17 protein-coding genes are annotated in these 17683 nt (G+C 45.0%); 13 read left to right on the forward strand and 4 right to left on the reverse strand.

The window, feature by feature from the left end; genetic code table 11:
• Window positions 1–120: 120 nt before the first annotated feature.
• From C9I99_RS03380 to C9I99_RS03390, 3 genes are all read left to right on the forward strand, one after another.
• On the forward strand, window positions 121–651 hold the full coding sequence (locus C9I99_RS03380; protein WP_107347416.1) for a GNAT family N-acetyltransferase: 531 nt from the start codon (window positions 121–123) through the stop codon (window positions 649–651).
• Between the two features lie 120 nt (window positions 652–771).
• The gene (locus tag C9I99_RS03385) at window positions 772–957 is read left to right on the forward strand and encodes a hypothetical protein (protein WP_133638210.1); all 186 of its coding nucleotides are present in this window, start codon (window positions 772–774) and stop codon (window positions 955–957) included.
• A 280-nt stretch (window positions 958–1237) separates the two neighbouring features.
• A complete protein-coding gene (locus C9I99_RS03390; RefSeq protein WP_107347418.1) occupies window positions 1238–2071 on the forward strand; it encodes an alpha/beta hydrolase family protein in 834 nt (277 codons plus the stop codon).
• A 73-nt stretch (window positions 2072–2144) separates the two neighbouring features.
• Here C9I99_RS03390 and C9I99_RS03395 read toward each other — a convergent pair whose 3' ends face one another.
• Window positions 2145–2933 (reverse strand): class I SAM-dependent DNA methyltransferase, encoded by a 789-nt coding sequence (locus C9I99_RS03395; RefSeq protein WP_275937906.1) that lies wholly within the window; start codon window positions 2931–2933, stop codon window positions 2145–2147.
• Window positions 2934–3306: 373 nt separating this feature from the next.
• On the opposite strand from C9I99_RS03395, the gene C9I99_RS03405 reads away from it, so the two are divergent.
• Both C9I99_RS03405 and C9I99_RS03410 read left to right on the forward strand, forming a co-directional pair.
• Entirely contained in the window at window positions 3307–5070 is a 1764-nt protein-coding gene (locus C9I99_RS03405; protein WP_107347420.1) for an ABC transporter ATP-binding protein, read from the forward strand.
• On the forward strand, window positions 5064–6848 hold the full coding sequence (locus tag C9I99_RS03410) for an ABC transporter ATP-binding protein (protein ID WP_107347421.1): 1785 nt from the start codon (window positions 5064–5066) through the stop codon (window positions 6846–6848). The genes C9I99_RS03405 and C9I99_RS03410 overlap by 7 nt, the downstream gene beginning before the upstream one ends.
• An 89-nt stretch (window positions 6849–6937) precedes the next feature.
• On the opposite strand, the gene C9I99_RS03415 is transcribed toward C9I99_RS03410, so the two are convergent.
• The 3 genes from C9I99_RS03415 to C9I99_RS03425 all read right to left on the reverse strand — a co-directional run bounded on the left by C9I99_RS03415 (window position 6938) and on the right by C9I99_RS03425 (window position 11046).
• Entirely contained in the window at window positions 6938–8542 is a 1605-nt protein-coding gene (locus tag C9I99_RS03415; RefSeq protein WP_107347422.1) for an ABC-F family ATPase, read from the reverse strand.
• A gap of 321 nt (window positions 8543–8863) precedes the next feature.
• On the reverse strand, window positions 8864–9664 hold the full coding sequence (locus C9I99_RS03420) for a Cof-type HAD-IIB family hydrolase (RefSeq protein WP_107347423.1): 801 nt from the start codon (window positions 9662–9664) through the stop codon (window positions 8864–8866).
• 146 nt (window positions 9665–9810) lie between these two features.
• A complete protein-coding gene (locus C9I99_RS03425) occupies window positions 9811–11046 on the reverse strand; it encodes an SGNH/GDSL hydrolase family protein (RefSeq protein ID WP_107347424.1) in 1236 nt (411 codons plus the stop codon).
• 973 nt (window positions 11047–12019) lie between these two features.
• Here C9I99_RS03425 and C9I99_RS03430 point away from each other — a divergent pair.
• The 8 genes from C9I99_RS03430 (at window position 12020) to C9I99_RS03465 (ending at window position 17681) form a co-directional block, all read left to right on the forward strand.
• A complete protein-coding gene (locus C9I99_RS03430) occupies window positions 12020–12646 on the forward strand; it encodes a PepSY-associated TM helix domain-containing protein (protein WP_107347425.1) in 627 nt (208 codons plus the stop codon).
• A 24-nt stretch (window positions 12647–12670) separates the two neighbouring features.
• Window positions 12671–13192 carry a DUF2271 domain-containing protein gene (locus C9I99_RS03435; RefSeq protein ID WP_107347426.1) on the forward strand — a complete coding sequence of 174 codons (522 nt, stop codon included), beginning with the start codon at window positions 12671–12673 and terminating at the stop codon, window positions 13190–13192.
• A 42-nt stretch (window positions 13193–13234) separates the two neighbouring features.
• Entirely contained in the window at window positions 13235–14071 is an 837-nt protein-coding gene (locus C9I99_RS03440) for a DUF4198 domain-containing protein (protein WP_107347427.1), read from the forward strand.
• 77 nt (window positions 14072–14148) lie between these two features.
• Entirely contained in the window at window positions 14149–14478 is a 330-nt protein-coding gene (locus tag C9I99_RS03445) for a hypothetical protein (RefSeq protein ID WP_107347428.1), read from the forward strand.
• A complete protein-coding gene (locus tag C9I99_RS03450) occupies window positions 14475–15092 on the forward strand; it encodes a DUF6162 family protein (RefSeq protein WP_243734307.1) in 618 nt (205 codons plus the stop codon). The genes C9I99_RS03445 and C9I99_RS03450 overlap by 4 nt, the downstream gene beginning before the upstream one ends.
• Window positions 15093–15133: 41 nt before the next feature.
• A complete protein-coding gene (locus C9I99_RS03455; RefSeq protein WP_208113340.1) occupies window positions 15134–16054 on the forward strand; it encodes a metal ABC transporter solute-binding protein, Zn/Mn family in 921 nt (306 codons plus the stop codon).
• The gene (locus C9I99_RS03460; RefSeq protein ID WP_107347430.1) at window positions 16054–16806 is read left to right on the forward strand and encodes a metal ABC transporter ATP-binding protein; all 753 of its coding nucleotides are present in this window, start codon (window positions 16054–16056) and stop codon (window positions 16804–16806) included. Before C9I99_RS03455 ends, C9I99_RS03460 begins: the two co-directional genes overlap by 1 nt.
• A complete protein-coding gene (locus C9I99_RS03465; protein WP_107347850.1) occupies window positions 16806–17681 on the forward strand; it encodes a metal ABC transporter permease in 876 nt (291 codons plus the stop codon). The genes C9I99_RS03460 and C9I99_RS03465 overlap by 1 nt, the downstream gene beginning before the upstream one ends.
• Window positions 17682–17683 lie beyond the last annotated feature (2 nt).

The following is a 17683-nucleotide window of genomic DNA, read 5'->3' on the forward strand; positions in this document are numbered from 1 at the left end:
CGACAATAATGCTGTTGTGAATTTGGATTGAAAATAGGCTCCTGATATCAGGAGCCTACTTATTGATGGGCTGCAACTGGTTTGTTATCTTAATCCAAATTATTTAGTCAGGGGATGCTCATGGAGACGGAAAGGTTAGAGCTGTTACCACCTTCACTGGAAAGAGCATCATTGATGCTAGAAGCCATTCAAGAAAGTCATAATGAGCTAGGGGTATATTTACCTTGGGTTCCACATGCACTAACCGATGAGGCTTCGATTGAAAATACTAAGCAAGCGATACAAAACTTCGAGGCTTATGAAGGCGAGCTTCGATATTCCATCATAGAAAAGGCGTCAGGAAAGCTGCTCGGTGCTATTGGCCTGATTATTAAAGACAAAGCAGTGCCATATTTTGAAATAGGGTATTGGCTAAGAACGTCTGCTTATGGTTACGGCTACATGACAGAGGCCGTTAACCGGTTAACAGACTATGCATTACAAGAGTTGCATGCCAACCGGCTTGAAATAACAGTGGCGGAGACAAATTATCCAAGCCGAGCAGTTGCCGAGCGTTGTGGCTATGAATTTGAATGCCTGAAGAAAAATGAACGTCGTCTTCCTTCTGGAGAACTGTGTCACACCGTGATTTATAGCAAAACCTCGGCTTAGTGCTATGTTGCTAACCAACGCTATATCGCTAGCAATGACGGGGTAAAAACAAGCGGACACTTAAGTTACTTATTGCCAGGTCGTTTATATCTTAGAGAATTAATGATGTTAGGGGGTTGCATGTCTCTTGGAGTAAACCTGTCAGTCGATGACAAACAAAAGCTCGTATCAGAACTTAAGATGGTTGTAACTAATCGTTTTCCGAACCGGGAAGTGAAAATAATAAAGCAAACTCAGCAGCAAGGAACAGTTTCGCTGCACTTTGAAGTGAACGATGGCGATCTTATCAAAATTGACCTGCCGTAGAAGTCTCTTGTTGAAACGCATCTCCATGGTAGATTACTGATTAGTATGCATATCTACCATGGAGTTTTGATGAACCTGACTACGGCGCAGCTAAATACGATTCCCTGATATTGACGTGCAGGCAGAATTGCAGCTACTTTGGCATGCGTTGGTTAAATTTGGATAATTAGATCAAGAGCATAATACTGTTATCTCAGTGTGAAAATGTGCCTGCATGCTCACAAACCGTTTAGGTATTGCTGTGTTTATCATATGAGCAACTATTGGTTTGGAGTATGTAATGAATAATCGTCTAGCTTTAGGTTGCATCATGCTTTGCGTTTCAACCCACTCATTTGCTAACGACTATGGTGAAAGTGTTAAGGTTCCTTTTGCCGATAATAGCCTGCCTGGTAAAAGCAACATCAGCCTGGAAGCAACAGTGTATAAACCTGCGGGAAAAGGGCCTTTCCCTACCGTCATTTTTAACCATGGCTCAACGGGGCCGTATGTTATTCCCCAAGATTACACTATTAATCCTTGGGGCTTCGGGAGGTATTTAGTCAGTAAGAATATTGCGCTAATCATACCGATGAGAAGGGGGCGCGGTAAGTCCGAGGGAAGCTATAACGAGTTATATACTTGTGATCGTGAAGGCATTAATAAAGGTGTGGACTATGCGGTGAAATCCGTTGACGCAACCTACACTTATCTAATGAATCAGCCATGGGTTGACAAAGAAAAGGTGCTACTCTCCGGTAATTCTCGGGGCGGGATCCTTTCTTTGGTATATGCCTCAGAGCATCCAGAAGCATTTTCTGGTGTTATCAATTTTTCAGGTGGTTGGGTGGGGGATGTCTGCAACAACAATTCCCAGTCGAAAAATATCGAGATTTTTGAAGATGTTGCCAAGAAACTGAAAATACCTACATTGTTTATTTATGGCCATAATGACCCCTATTATTCAGATACCACTATTGAAAGCTTCGTCACCGCTTACGAGCAGGCGGGTGGGCAGGTCTACTTCAAGTTTTATCAGCTAGGCGCTGACGTTTCTGGTCATGATGTTTTCTACAATTACGGCCATTTATGGTCGTATGTTGTCGACAACTATTTAATTGAAGCTTTCAAGTAACTACATATTTTTTGTAATAGAAGAGCCGCAGGTAATGAGATTATCACTACGGCCTGAATGAGTTGCAGATACGTTATGCTGCTAATCCTTGTCCTGCAAGCTCAGTGCTCCCACGCTTAACGCAAGCAAAGAAGGCATTACCCGACGTGTTATTGAGTGGGATAATTTTTTCGTAGTCATGGTCGAACATGTATACGTCAAAATACGGTGATAGCAATTGGCGCATTTGCTCGAAGCTAACCGCAACCATCGGATGTTCATCTATCCACCGAAGGGTTTCGTCACCGTTGTGTTTCTCGATGCTCAGCTTCAGCGATTGACGTTCACCGTCACCTGGGTAATGCCAGCCAGAAGCAAAGACAAAGTCTTCACCGTCGTGCTGTGCGCTATGGCGAACGAATGAGCGGTTATCGATCATGTTCTTCTCAACCACATTAAAGCAAAACATGCCGCCATCACGCAGTGCAGAATGGGCACTGGCAATACAGCCTTTCAGCTTCTCAATGTCGCCACTGTAGTGGATAGAATAGAGAAAACAGGTGATTAAATCGAGTTTGGACTCGACGGTAAAGCCACACATGTCTTGTTGGATAAAGCTTGCTTCTGGGCAGCGTAGTTTGGCCTGATCAAGCATTGGCTGATTGAGATCTAACCCTTGGCTCTGATAACCATTGTCAACTAAGTGGCGAATGTGAGGCCCGGTTCCACATGCCAAATCAAGGTGACGTTTGCCTTCATTGCCGAATAACTGGTGCAACCGACGTACATAGGTACTTTGCGCCTGATAGTCGATATCAGCACACATCAAGTCATAGTAGCCTGATAGGTCGGTGTATAAAGCATTGGAGGACGTTATTGTCACTGGCATTTACCTGAAAGCATAAAGGCTGCGCAGGATAAGGCCAGTCACATTGATAGGAAAACAAATTATATTGCACGTATCGATGAAGGTTATAAATCGATGCGTGGTGTCATTTGGCTTTGATAAGTGTACACTTATCAAAGTCACTCAATATATGGGCTTACCTTGAAAGAGAGCACGAGCAAGTACCAGTGTGGAAGCAGGGGCGGATCCAGGCCGGGCTGTGGGCGCAAACCGGGTGTAAAAACACGGCCAGTACGTCTACCTGAATGGCTACTGGAAGCACTCGAAGATATCGATGATCCCCGCCACTGTATTGTTAAAGCTTGCATTGAACATTACGGCATTGAACCTCCCCGACAGACAGAGTCACATGACTAAAAAACAGTTTTTCGCGCATTTTCTGCGTATGAATCGCAAGTCTTATATGCTGGCGATCGTTTTCATATTTCTCGTCAACTGGCTTCAAGTAGAAATACCGCGTTATATTCAATTAGCGATTGATTTGATTGATGGCGCATCGTTAGTAGACCAGCAACAGCTTAAAACGTATGTTGGGATCGTGGTGATCATGGCTGTGTCTATGATCGTGGTGCGTATTTTGTCGCGTATTTATGCCCTTAATCCCGGTCGTATCACCGAGGCTGCACTAAAAAACATACTTCTGCAAAAGCTTAACCGTCTGCCAAATAGCTTTCATGACAAGTTTGCCTCGGGGAAGCTCATTTCAATTATGAATAATGATCTAAGTGGTGTCAGGTTACTGTTTGGGTTAGGTTTTCTGCAATTCTTCAATGCCTTGCTTGCCCTGTCGCTCACACCGCTATGGATGTGGCGCATTTCACCAGAATTAACGCTGTACTCAGTTGTACCGATTTCGATTGCGTTTGTTATTTTCCGTATTGGCTTTAAGCGTATGAAAGCACTTCATATGGAGCATATGCATCGGTTACAGGCCCTATCGGCCCAGCTAATGAGTTACCTAGCCGGTATCGATCTGATCAAAAGCCAGCAGATGTCGCCCTGGGTGAAATCGGAAATTGAAAAGCTTAATCGACAATTGCTTCACTGCAGAATGCAGATCACGCGTATTCAGGTGTTTTTTATGCCTGTTCTCGATTACGCCAATGACCTGATGAAAGTGCTTATCCTTGGGGTGGGTGGGTATATGCTGATGAACCAGCAACTTACGCTTGGTGAAATAACCGCTTTTCTTACCTACTCGGTATTACTTGCGATGCCTCTCATGCAGCTTGGTCGAATTGCGACTATCTATCAGCGCGGTATGGTCGGGATAACCAGCGTACAGACGATTTTGAATGCAGACATACCAGAGCAGGATACGAAGCCGCTTTCTCAACCAGATATTGAAAGCCTGCAAGGAAAAACACTCTCAGTCCGAAACCTGAGTTTCCGTTACCCTGGAGAGGATCGCATTATTCTCGATGACATTAGTTTCGATATTCCACCAGGCAAAAAAGTCGGTGTATTGGGCAGTATCGGGGCCGGTAAAACAACACTGGTTAATTGTCTTAATCACCACCTTGATGTGCCCGTACGCTCGGTTTTTCTTGGCGATAAAGACGTGACGACTTTTGCTCGCAGTGATTTGCGCCGCTTCATCAAAACCGTGACTCAGGACCCTTATCTATTCTCGGCAACGGTGGAAGAGAATATCCGTTTTGGCAGCCGTGCTGCTGGTATTTCGAAAGAGCAGGTCGATGACGTTCTTGAGTTGAGTCAACTGGCCAGTGATGTATCGCGTCTTGAGCAGGGCGATCAAACGCTTGTGGGTGAAAAAGGGATCATGCTGTCCGGTGGTCAGAAACAGCGTTTAAGTATTGCCCGCGCACTGCTTCAACCTTGCGACCTGATCATTATGGATAATGTGCTTTCGGCAGTTGATTACGAAACCGAACGGAAGATCCTAGAAGGCCTGTTTGGTCAGTTGAGCACACAGTCTGTACTGGTGGTATCACACCGTGTTAATGCGCTTGAATATATGGATGAGATTATTGTACTCCATGAAGGAAAGGTCATTGCCAAAGGTAACCATGCCTCGTTATTGCAAACGTGCCCCTACTATTACGAAACATGGCAATTGCAGCAAAATGAAGCGGAGACTGAAGCATGTTGAAAGGTGTTGATGTTAAATACTTAAAGCACTTTTTCACATTTGCTAAAAAGTACAAAAGGTCTGCGTTACTTGGCATAGCGATGCTGCCGCTGTCGGTGATCACCAGTCTGTTGTTCCCCTGGCTGATTATAAAGGTGATTGACGTTCATCTCTCTCAGGGAAGCATGGACGGATTACTGCTGCATATCTTCTACCTGCTTGCCGTGCTCGTAGTAAGCTATGTGGTCGATACCACCTATTCGTACCAACTGCGTAAAACCGGCCAGCATACGATTACAGATATGCGAACGGTGTTATTTGAGCGTGTATTGAAATTGCCCCGCAGCTATTTTGACAATACACCGACCGGAGTAACACTATCTCGTTTAACAAGTGATTTGGAAACCATTGGTGAGTCATTTGTGCAATCTACTGTTGGCCTGGTGAAAGACTCGATAAACACCATTGCGCTGCTGATCATGATGTTTTTTATTGATTGGCAGTTAACACTGATTGTATTGGTCATCATGCCGCCTGTGATGTATCTCACTCGGTATGTTCGAAATCGTCTACGGGCAACGTATTTGGTGACCCGTTCAGCATTGGCGCGTGGCATTGGTTTCTTGCAGGAAGTGTTAATTGGCGTAAAAACAGTTCAGCTCTATCGCGCGGAGGAGGAAGTTGAGACTAAGTACAGAGGTTATACTGACGAGTTTTTAAAAGCTCAAATGAAAGCGAATAAATATGATGCCATTTTATTTGCCTTTATTTCCGGTGTTACTTCAATCACTATCGCGTTGATGATCTGGTATGGCTCCGGGCAGGTAATGCAAAACGCTTTAACCTTGGGTGTATTGATCGCATTTATCAACACGCTGGAAAAAGTCTTTGTGCCTATCCGGGATTTCACCTCTCAGATTGCATCTATCCAAAGTTCGTTTGCCGCTTTTGACCACATTGAAGAACTGTTTGTTGAGCCAATGGAAGAAGAAGGGCGTCAATTACAGCCTAGTGATAAAGTGAAACAACCGTTGTGTGAGTTTGTCAGCCTGGAGTTTAAAAACGTTAGTTTCCGTTACAAAGAGGGTTCCCCTTACGTACTGAAAAATGTGTCATTTGCATTAGGCAAAGGTCATCAGATCGCGCTGGTGGGCTCAACGGGATCGGGCAAGTCGACTATTTTACGCTTGCTCTCTAAAACGTATCAGGGGTACGAAGGTAGCATACTGTTAAACGGGATAGAGCTTTCTGAAATTTCGATTGAAGACACCGCCCATCTATTCTCCTTGATGATGCAGGATGTTTACCTGTTTGAGGAGAGCATTGAGTTTAATATTGCGTTGGGTAAGCCTGCGATCTCACGTGAACAGGTTGAGCAGGCATCACGCTATGTTTTTGCTGATAAGTTCATTGAGCAATTGCCTCAAAGCTATGATTTCCGTTTGGATAAAAATGGCTCAAACCTTTCAGTCGGTCAGACCCAGCTGATTTCGTTTGCTCGTGCGGTTGCGCAGGGCGGTCAGGTGATGATGCTGGATGAAGCCACAAGTTCTGTTGACTCCATTACCGAGGATCTGATCCAAAAAGCGATGCAGCGCCTGTTTAAAGAGAAAACGGTTATCGCCATTGCCCATCGCCTGAGTACGGTGCGTCACTCGGATATGATTTTGGTGCTAGAAAGAGGTGAAATCGTTGAGCGGGGTAATCATCAAGAGCTAATTGCGCATAACGGTATTTATGCGGGTTTGCTTAGCGAGTCTATCGCGCAGGTGCCTGAGCAGGATGTGAAGACTGCTTAAGTGATATCTGAGCATCAAGTTCTCAGTCGTCACGTCATCAATAGTAAACGGCCTCAATAACGAGGCCGTTTATCTTTAAGCCGTAATGCTTATGCGACGCTTAACATTTTCTGTTGATGTGCAAGGTACTCATCATAAGTGCCTTGGAAGTTAACAAGTTTCTTGTCTTTCACATCAATAATTGACGTTGCAAGAGATGATACAAACTCGCGGTCATGGCTGACAAAAATTAGTGTACCTTCATATTTTTTCAAAGCGTTGTTCAGTGCTTCAATGGCTTCCATGTCCATGTGGTTCGTTGGTTCATCCATCACAAGCACATTGACGTCTTGCATCATTAACTTACCAAACAGTAAGCGGTTCTTTTCACCACCAGAACAATTCTTTGCTTTTTTGTTGGCATCATCAGCTGTGAACAGTAGACGACCTAAAATACCTCGTACCATCAAATCGTCATGTTTCGCTGTACGCCACTGTGAAATCCAATCGAAGATACTTAAATCGTTATCGAAATCCGCTGTACTATCCTGTGGACAGTAACCAATAGACGCATTTTCAGACCACTTAACAATGCCGTGGTTTTGTTCTAACTCGTTGACTAGGCAGCGAAGGAATGTTGTCTTACCCACGCCATTTTCACCTATTACCGCTAAACGAGTTCCCGCTTCTAGAAGTAAATTACCCTTTTCGAACAGGAGTTCATCATCAAAAGCGTGACCTAAATCTTGTAGCTCAAGTGCTTGGCGGTGCAGCTTCTTGCCTTCACCAAAATCAATAGACGGGCTAATACGACTAGATGATTTAACTTCATCTAGCTTGATTTTATCCAGCTTCTTCGCACGAGAACTTGCTTGTTTAGCTTTAGATGCATTGGCACCAAAGCGGTTAACGAAATCTTGAAGTTCGCTAATCTCAGCCGCCTTTTTAGCATTTCCTGCAAGCAATTGTTCGCGGATCAAACCTGATGCCTCAAGGAAGTATTCGTAGTTACCAGGGTAAATACGTAATTCACCGTAGTCGATGTCCGCCATGTGGGTACATACTGAGTTCAAGAAGTGTCGGTCATGCGAAATGATGATCATTGTACACTTACGCTGATTCAGCTCTTCAGCAAGCCAGTTAATCGTATGAATATCCAAGTTGTTGGTTGGCTCATCTAACAACAAGATATCAGGGTTGGCGAACAGTGCTTGCGCCAGTAGCACACGAAGTTTCCAACCTGGCGCGACCTGCTGCATGAGGCCGAAATGGAATTCTTCTTCGATACCCGCTTGAAGTAAAATGTCGCCAGCACGGCTTTCCGCTGTGTAGCCGTCCATTTCTGCGAACTCACTTTCAAGTTCAGCGACTTTCATGCCATCTTCTTCACTCATCTCTGGTAGTGAGTAAATACGGTCGCGCTCTTTTTTAATCTCCCATAGCTTACGGTCACCCATAATAACTACGTCGATCACGTTGTGTTGCTCGAAAGCAAACTGGTCTTGACTCAGTACGCCAAGTTTTAGTCCGGGTGTAATAGAGACATTGCCAGAGCTCGGCGTTAGTGCGCCACTCAGTATTTTCATGAACGTTGATTTACCACATCCATTGGCTCCGATTAAGCCGTAACGGTTACCGTTACCGAACTTAGCAGAAATGTTTTCAAATAAAGGCTCGGCGCCGAATTGCATAGTGATGTTAGCGGTTGAGATCAAAGAAGTATTCCTAGGTATAAGATGAGCTAATTGCTTAGTCAGATATGCCAAATCAACAGAAATGAAAGCACGAATTAATAGCTGGCGGATTATACAGATAAATTGAACAAATAACAGATGTGAGAGATAAGTCACAGAAGGTGATTGTGTTGGATGAAGCATTAAGAGGATGATCAGCTAAGCTAATTCTCCATTTTAAGTTTGGGCGGCTCTAACAAAACGCTCCCAATAGGGAGCGTTTTGTTACCTTAAGCTTTCATTCATGGCACTGGAGTCGTCACTTCAAGAGCAAGGCGGCTAAACGCTCGCGCTATATCAGGCTTAATCGAGTAACTCACGTTTGATCACGGTCATCACGCCAGCGTCACGATGGCTAGGTGCTGAAAACCGAGCGATTTGTTTAACCTTAGGGTGGGCGTTGTCCATGGCGTAAGAGTGATAGCTCGCTTTGAGCATTTCCAAATCATTGAGGTAATCACCAAAACTCATCGTCTGCTCATGGCTAAACCCCAGCGTGTTTTGCAAGTGTTCAATTGCCGCTCCCTTAGAGGCTTCGGCATTCATCACATCGAGCCAGATTTTTGCGCTCACCACCACTTGATGGCTTTGACCAAACGCGCTGTCAAAACTTGGGAATACACGCTCTTCAGTGCCATCAAAATGACAAATGGCAACTTTAATAAAGTCATCATCGACAGCTAAAAGGTCGTCAACATACTGGCAACGGTGGTAGTACTTAGCGAACTCTTCTAGCGCTTGTGGATCTTGGGTTTCAATATAAGCCGATTGTGTACCACACAAGACGATATTTGTTCCTTCGATTGCTCGTGCCTGCTTAATAATCGCTTCAATAGAGGGTTTGTCGATTTCACAACGATACAACTCTTCGCCTTGGTGCATCACCATGGTGCCATTTTCAGCGATAAACATCATACGATCGTTAATGGGAGCGAACGTCTCCATCAAGCTGTAATACTGACGACCCGATGCGGCAGCGAAAATAATATCACGCTGCTCTAATTGCTGGTAAACCGAATAGAAGTCTTCGGGTAGCTGGCTGTTGTGGTCGAGCAGAGTCCCGTCCATATCGGCAGCAATAAATTTGATGTCTTTACTTGGCATAGTTGACCGTGTAGTTAGCAAAAGATGTGTATCAAGCATGATAAATTACATCAGTCACTATTCTCTGCAAGTGATTTCCATCAAGCGAAGAGTAACTATGGACAATATTACCCGGTCTTGACCGGGTATTATTGCTTTGAGATAGGCTAGAAACTGTACTGATTCATCACGCCAGCCAGGATCTTGTCAGCGATATACTTATGCGTCGCCGTTGTTGGATGGGTGACACCCCAGAATACATACTTGTCAGAACCGTGGTAGGCACAGTCATTGGTCAAGCTATGGCTGTAAAGATAATCCATCGAGTTACTGCGATTGATGTTCAAGCACGCGTCTTTGGCGTTTTCAAATCCATGGGCGTTGGGTTCTGTGGTTAAGTCATTAAACATCTGCGCAGCATCCACTAGGGCGACATTTATCCCTTTATCTTGATAGTACTGAGCCTGTTCGCGGATATAGATGTTGAACAGTTTGATCTTTGCGCGGACTTTCTCAATCTCATCTTGTGTTGAGTATTTAAATTGTGGTGCTTTGGTTGCATCCGGTAAAGTAAACAGCATGATATTCTGCGCGCCAGCATCAGTCAGGCGGATAAGTGCGCTGCTGAAGTCTGCTTTCACTTCAGAGACTTCACGGTCATAGTTCATAAAGTCGTTCAGGCCAAACTCTAGAGTAAATAAAGTGCGCTCTGGTCGATAGTTTTTTGCCATCTTCATATAGGTCAGGTAAGAGGTTACCTGTTCAGTCACACCGGTTAGGGCCACGTATTGATTGGTACCTGCAGCGCCACCTACTGCCCAGTTATAAAGAGGGATGCCTTTGTCGCGTGCCAGGTATTCGGTCCATACTAATCCATTAGAGAAGCGGCCTAAAAACCATGAGTTACGGTTAGGGAACAGCCACTGTGAAGCATTAAACATGTTGCCGGTATCGGACAAGCTATCACCCAAAGCAACCATTTTGTTGATGGTGTCCGGCTGGAAAACGGAATCGTTGGTCCAAATTGAGTGGTTAAAGGAAGCTCGGTTATCTGCCGCATAGTAGCTCATATCAGCCGTTTCATGCCCTGTGCCCAGTGTCGCGTTACAGCGTTCGGCAATTTTCTCCTGGCTTGTGTCGGTATAGAACATGTTTTTAAATGAAACTGATGACCACCAGTATCCGCTAAGGGTGAAATAGTCCCCGTTTTCATCTAGCGCCCACTCCCAAGTAGTGGCAGGGTCGTCATGATTATAATGGAGACGGTACCAGCAGCGAACGTAAGTATAAGTCTGGTCAGCCTGAATATTGCTGACTTGGGCTGAAGTAATGGCTTCGGGGGTGAGCGGTTCTGAAGCGTATGCCGTCATCGGCAATAGCAAAGTAAGGAGTAATTTCTTCATCGTATTTTTCTTCTAGTTAATGACGTCTATTCTATTAACCATTTGATTAATAGAATCATTATTAGATATTTCCCAATCGGAGTTGGTGGCGTTATTTTGCATTTGAATAGGTTTGGGTCAATTGCTTTGTTTAGGTAATGTATTAACTTGGTATAGGGATCGCTTTATAAACAAAAAAGGAAAAATAACGTTGTCAATAAAGCCTTCACAGTCAGTCTCTGTATTATTGCCATAACCTCTCAAAGCAATCACTGTTATCCACATTCAGGTCAGTGTTTGTTAGTTATACCGACCTGCAACACGTGGGGTATTAGCTGTTATCAACAAAATCTGGGGACAATCTTAGCTGAACCAAGTTTTACGACTTAACGGTTTGACGTTCTTAGACTTGGTCAGAGAGGGGGAGGGTGTAGTGATACGGTGAAATTGGCCACGGTTTTAGAGTGTTCCAATACAAATACATTTATTCATAAGAAAAACTTATCAGATGAAAGACTGTTAGAATTTTAACCCTAAGAAGGTTTTGTCCAGAACCTTCACAGTTGGCACTTCTTAACTCTGAAGTGTCCAAATGAGAGTTTCGTTTAAGGTAGTAGCTCTAGTTTTCAACTTTTTGAAAGACTGTGCATCCCCAGTGACAGTGTAACTTGATTTTTGGTATGATTTTTATCAATTACCACCACCGAAGCCTAAATTACCTGTCTTGAAAAAGCCTGTTTAGTATAACTATGATTTTTAGACCGTTAAAAACTTAAATTTCTGATTATAAATAAATTAAATACCTTGTGTGCTGCTCAGCCTTCCAGACGTCCTTCCGCGTTTCTGATCACTTTTCCGCGCTTATGCCTTCCTAGCCAACACAGTACCTTCCACGCCATCCTTACATTCGTAAACAATGTAAATTTAATGCCAATGAAAACGATTATCAATTATGTTATGCAGCATAAGATAGTCACTATACATTGAATTGATCATGCTACTCAAAAGTAAAGCGGTTCAACTTTGGGCTCGACGATTACATATTTATGTGTCTATGGCTTTGCTGCTTGTTGTGCTCTTTTTCTCGGTAACAGGCATCACGCTCAACCGTCCTGAATTGTTTGTGAAAAGTCAGCCAAGGGTAGAGACGCTTACCTTATCGTTACCTGATTCGTTGTTTGAAAGCCCCGACGCATTCGTGCCAACTGAAGCAGCATTGTTGGTTTACTTGAAGGCGAGGGCAGATATGTCCGGGACACCTTCTGCAATGGAAGTCTTTACCGAGGTCGAAGATGGCGAATTAATCGAAGGCGAAATTGCGCTTGATTACAAAGGGCCGGGCTATAACGCAACGGTATTTATCGACCTGCTGCACAAAGAAGCGGAGATCGAAAAAAATCACTATGGCGTGGTTGCTGTTTTAAATGATCTCCATAAAGGCAGAAACAGTGGTGAGATCTGGAAAGGGTTTATCGATATCACCGCTTTGTTGATGATCTTTTTTGTACTGACCGGTGTTTGCTTATTGCTGCCAAAAAAGAAAACGTTGAATACATCAATGAAATGGATGGCTTTGGGCTCTTTTATTACGCTTTTCATTTTTATTTTTGCTGTGCCTTAACAGGCTTTATGACAAGGAACACCCATGAATGCTTTTGCTACATCGATAGCGGGGATCACCCTGGCGCTACCGATTGCATTTACGGCTATCGCCAAACCTATCCCAGAGTCGGCATCAATGGACGTTGAGTTTCAACTGCCAAAGATCGATACCGCTATGTATGCACGTCCATACGTTGCGGTATGGATTGAAGATGACCGCCGTAAGCCGGTTCGTACCATGCAATTGTGGGTGGGTAAAGATGAATGGCTTAAGGATTTACGCAGTTGGTGGCGTAAGGTTGGACGCTATGATCGTGAATTGGTCGATGCGGTAACATCGGCGACAAGGCCCGCAGGCGAGTACCGTTTCGTATGGGACGGGCTTGATGATGCAGGTAACCGGGTAGAGCAGGGTGAATACACCTTCTATGTTGAGGTTGTACGCGAGCACGGTGGCCGAAACTACTTACGTCAAAAAATGTCATTGTCAGACTCCAGTTTCACTCACCACATAAAGCCGACTGAAGAAACCGGTGATATCCGCCTTCAGTACTCAGTGAAATAACCTATTTTCGCTATCAGATTTAACGCTATCAGAGAATCAAAGATGATTAAACGTTCGCAATTGAAAGCGGCGACAGTAGCTTGCGCACTGTTGGCTGGAATGGCTGTCAGTGCCACGGCTAATGCTCACCCTCGTTGGATTTTACCTTCACATTTTACGGTTTCTAAAGAAGGTGGTGATTGGCTGACTTTTGACGTGACCGCGTCACACGGTACGTTTGTGTTCGATAAACCTGCGGGCAGTGAAACGGGGCAGATCGTGATGCCAGACGGCCGTATTCAGTACCCTTCGTATGTCACCAAGGGCAAGCGTCGCTCAGTGTTTGACTTCTACTTTGAAGAAGATGGTACCCACAAGGTACGCGTAAATAACGTTCCTTCTTACTACACCCAATATAAAGCCGGTCGTCGCGATACGGTGAAGTGGGTCAAGGCGCATAAAGCCGAACGTGACGAAGTGTTGCCTAAGAAGTCACGTGATGTGATCACCCAGATCAGTTATACCCGTGCTGAAACTTACGTGACGGTGGGTAAGCCTACAGAAAAAGCGTTTGAAATTGAAGGTAAGTACCTCGAGCTTGTGCCTGTTACGCACCCTGCGGATATTGTTGAAGGTGAAGAGGTCACATTCCAGTTTTTCTTCAATGGTGAGCCACAACAGGGTGTTACCGCTGAAATTACCCGTGAAGGCACCCTTTACCGCAACCACCAAGAGCAAATTGATGTCGTCAGTGATGATCAAGGGTTGGTGAGCTTTGTCCCTGAGCATGCTGGTCGCTGGTTGATGAAAGCCAACTACAAAGGTGATCTTGAAAACAATGCGCTGGCTGATCGTGCAAGCGTGAATGTTCATCTGACATTTGAAGCGGTTTTGCAATAACAGTCAGTAACCCTGGTAGTAAAAAACTATTGGTGGCCTGCATAAAAAGCAGGCCAGTTTCTAGTGAGGAGGTTGTAATGAAAAATTTCTCGAAATCCGTTTTCCTTGGCGCTGTAGCAGTGGTTGGATTCGTGAGTGTGGGGACTGCCCATGCGCATTTCCCGTTGATGAGTTGCTGGTTAGCAGCCGACAAGGTGATTTGTCAGGCGGGTTACAGTGACGGCAGTGAAGCGGTTGATTATGCCGTGGAGATGTTTGATTACGACGACAACTTGATGGAGCGAGCGATGACAGATAAGCGTTCGATTGCCGAATTCACAATGCCTGAAGATGATTTCTACTTGGTGTTTGATGCGGGGCATGAAAGTCCTGTGGAAGTTGATGTTGTCGAGATTGAAGAGAAATGATCACTGAGTCAGTAAAATCAGATGACGGTGGCACGGAAGGTCAGTGGGTGGCACTGGCTATTGCCGTGATTTTGGCCGTGGCTTACTTTGCATTGCCTTACCACCAGTCCGGCGGTAGTAAGCAAGAATTGCCTGCTCATCAGGTATCGGTCAAGGATTTGGATCCCGAAGATTTAGCGATGGTTGCGGAGCTGAGGCTTGCTCATGAGGAAATTCGTAATCTACGTCAGGATAATCAAGACAATCTTGATGAGTCAGCTAAGCAAATCAGTAACCATTTCTGGCCATCGATTGAAGAGCTAGCATCACTGTGGTTAGCCCCTTTTGTGAAAGATAAGAGCTGGGAACACAAAGGCCGACACTATTGGCAGCATCTATCCAATGGCGTGTACCTAGGTGTGCCACAACGTCCAGGCACGGCTAAGCCTTTACTCCTTATCAGTCAACATGTTGAACCCGTGATTTGGTTTAACCCTACATCTGATCTGACATCTGACTCGACGTTTGAAAACCGTGCCTTTGAAAGACCGGCAACCTTCTCTTCTTCGGCTCTCATTGATGCTGGTTGGATTCAAGTTTCTTTCGATGAAAATGCCCAGCACCATTTGCATTAAGAATCATGCGCATTAATCCCGACAGACTATTTGGAATTAAAATGAAAACAATAAAATATACCCTCAACGGGCTATTAACCGCTGCATTGATGCTGACTGCATCGACTCATGCTTTTGCGACGGAAAAATTAAATATTGGTATTACGCTGCAGCCTTACTATAGCTATGTCAAAGCCGTTGTTGGGGATAAGGCCAATATTATTCCTTTGGTGGATGCCGGTTTTAATCCGCATAACTACCAACCTCAACCCAATGACTTGCGCCGTTTGAAGCAAATGGACGTGATTGTGGTGAATGGCATTGGCCATGATGATTTCGCGCTGAAAGTGATTGCGGCTGCAAACCGAAGTGATTTGGTTGTGATAGAAGCGAATAACGATGTTCCTCTGCTGCCGGCAATGGGCCAATCAGTAGGTGATGGCGCGGTTAACCCTCACTCTTTTGTTGGGCTTTCGACGACTATCCAGAAGGTTTATACCATCGCTAATGAGTTGTCGAAGCTGGATCCTGAAAACGCCCGTCTCTATCGCGCCAATGCCCGTAAGTATTCTATCGCTTTTCGCAAGATGAAGCATGAGGCCATGGTAACGCTGGGTGACTTGGATACCAGCGGCATGGTTGTTGCCACAACTCATAACGCCTATGGCTACTTGTTACAAGAGTTTGGTGTTGATGTTGCTGCAGTGATTGAGCCTGCCCATGGTGTAGAGCCAAGCGCAAGCCAACTACAGGAAACGATCGCGAAGATCCGTCAGTCTGGTATTGATGTGCTGTTTTATGAATTGAATATGCCTAACCGCTATGTCGACACCATTGAGGAAGCGACGGGTGTTCGACTCTATCGCTTTTCACACATGACGCATGGGCCTTATGAGGCAGGCAAGGTAGAGAAGGAAATGAAAGAAAACCTCGATACCTTAATCGAAGCCATGCAGTTTGTTGCGAAAAGAAAGGTGAGCTGATGATAGGGCCAAGCATTTCGCTGCAAAACGTCAATTTGCAGTACGGTGAAAATCAAATTCTTCATGCTATCAGTCATGAGTTCGCCGCTGGTCAATGTCATGTCGTAATGGGGCCAAATGGGGGAGGTAAAACGTCACTACTGCGCTCTATTCTTGGTCTGACGCCTTTTACCGGTAATATCAATATTCATTGGGCTGATAGAAAAGGCAAGGTGGGTTATGTACCACAAAAAGCCGTGTTTGAATCAAGCCTACCGCTAACCGTCATGGATTTTATATTGCTGAACCAAAGCCGCACTCCGTTGTTTTGGTCCCGCTGGCGTAACTTGTCCAAGCAACGTGGCTTTGCGCTTGAGCAGTTGGATCGTGTTGGCATGGCTGAACGTGCGGATCGTCGGATGGGGCAGCTATCAGGGGGCGAGCAACAGCGGGTTCTGTTTGCTCAGGCCTTGTTAGATAACCCTGATTTATTGGTATTGGATGAGCCCACAACGGGGATGGATGAGCTAGGGGTTCGCTATCTGGAGTCGCTTATTTTAGATCTGGTATCAGAAGGCAAAACGCTATTGGCTGTTCATCATGATGTTTCTGCAGTCAGGCGTCTAGGAGCCAACGTTCATGTTGTTAATCGCCAATTGATTGATAGCGGTCCGGTTGAAGATGTTTTGACCCCAGAAAAAGTGGAAAGGCTGTTTAATCATTACTCAACAAAAGTCAGTGATGACATGTTCAAACAAGGTAAAGCGGCATGATGGATTCAATTCGCCAGTTAGCATTGCAAGGTGTTGAAGCGGGTTGGCTAAGCGACAGTTTCTCTTATGCTTTTCTGGTCAATGCGGTTGTGGCGGCGTTGTTGGTCGGCCCATTGCTGGGTGGACTGGGAACACTGGTTATCGCCAAGCGACTCGCGTTCTTTTCTGAGGCTGTCGGTCATGCGGCATTAACTGGTATTGCCCTAGGTGTGTTACTGGGTGAGCCACCGGAAAACCCGATCATCGGTTTGTTCTGTTTCTGTATGGTGTTTGCCTTATTACTCCATTTTGTCAGAAACCGTACCAATGTGCCTTACGATACCTTAGTGGGTGTTTTCTTGGCGTTGGCACTCGCTGTGGGTGCTGCATTGCTGATGTATGTCGCGCGTAAGATCAATATCCATATGCTGGAGAATGTTCTGTTCGGTTCTATTTTGACGGTGACCGATCAAGATATCCTGATCCTTGGGCTCAGTTGTTTACTTATCATATTGGTACTGATCCCAACCTTTAATCGTATATTACTGACCTGTATTAGCCCTGATATTGCCAGAGTGCGTGGCCATGCTACCCATTTTTACGATTACCTGTTTGTTATGATGATCACCTTGGTCACGATTGCATCGGTGAAAATTATTGGTGCTGTACTTGTGGGGGCGCTGTTGCTAATACCAGGTGCTACTGCACGTTTGATGACTAAGAATATGGGTGATTTTGTCCTCGTATCTGCTCTTCTTGCAACGGTCAGTTGCTTGGTCGGTACGATTTTACCGATGGAACTAGAAGTGCCGGTTCCTTCTGGCGCTGCGATTATTATTGTTTCCGCTTTCTTCTTTCTTGTCGCGACCTGCCATCGCATTGCTCGAAGGGGGTAGAA

It is taken from the genome of Photobacterium lutimaris (assembly GCF_003025555.1).
Taxonomy (GTDB): domain Bacteria; phylum Pseudomonadota; class Gammaproteobacteria; order Enterobacterales; family Vibrionaceae; genus Photobacterium; species Photobacterium lutimaris.